Source organism: Aeromonas sp. sia0103 (genome assembly GCF_963895295.1).
In the GTDB taxonomy this organism is placed as follows: Bacteria; Pseudomonadota; Gammaproteobacteria; order Enterobacterales; family Aeromonadaceae; genus Aeromonas; species Aeromonas encheleia.
Map to the genome: position 1 here is coordinate 1 of NZ_CAWQKG010000056.1, position 212 is coordinate 212.

Consider the following 212-nt stretch of genomic DNA (forward strand, 5'->3'; position numbering starts at 1 on the left):
TTGTCGAGCGCGTAGGTCCAGTTGCCGTCGGCATCGAGGCTGAAGGTGCCGTGGGCGCCTTTGACCTGGTCCTGGGGCTGGAAGTGGGCCTCACCCTGATCGACATCGGTGGCGACCAGCTTGCCGCTGGTGCTGAGGGTGACGTCCTCTTTGACCGCGCCCTGGTCGGAGCCCGGGGTGGCGACGCCGATGCTGGCGTCGTCGTTGGTGCC

General features: G+C 67.9%; 1 protein-coding gene. It reads right to left on the bottom strand.

What is annotated here, in order from left to right; translation table 11 throughout:
* The coding region (locus AACW18_RS17610) for a VCBS domain-containing protein (protein ID WP_218390104.1) at positions 1-212 on the bottom strand (212 nt) is incomplete at both ends.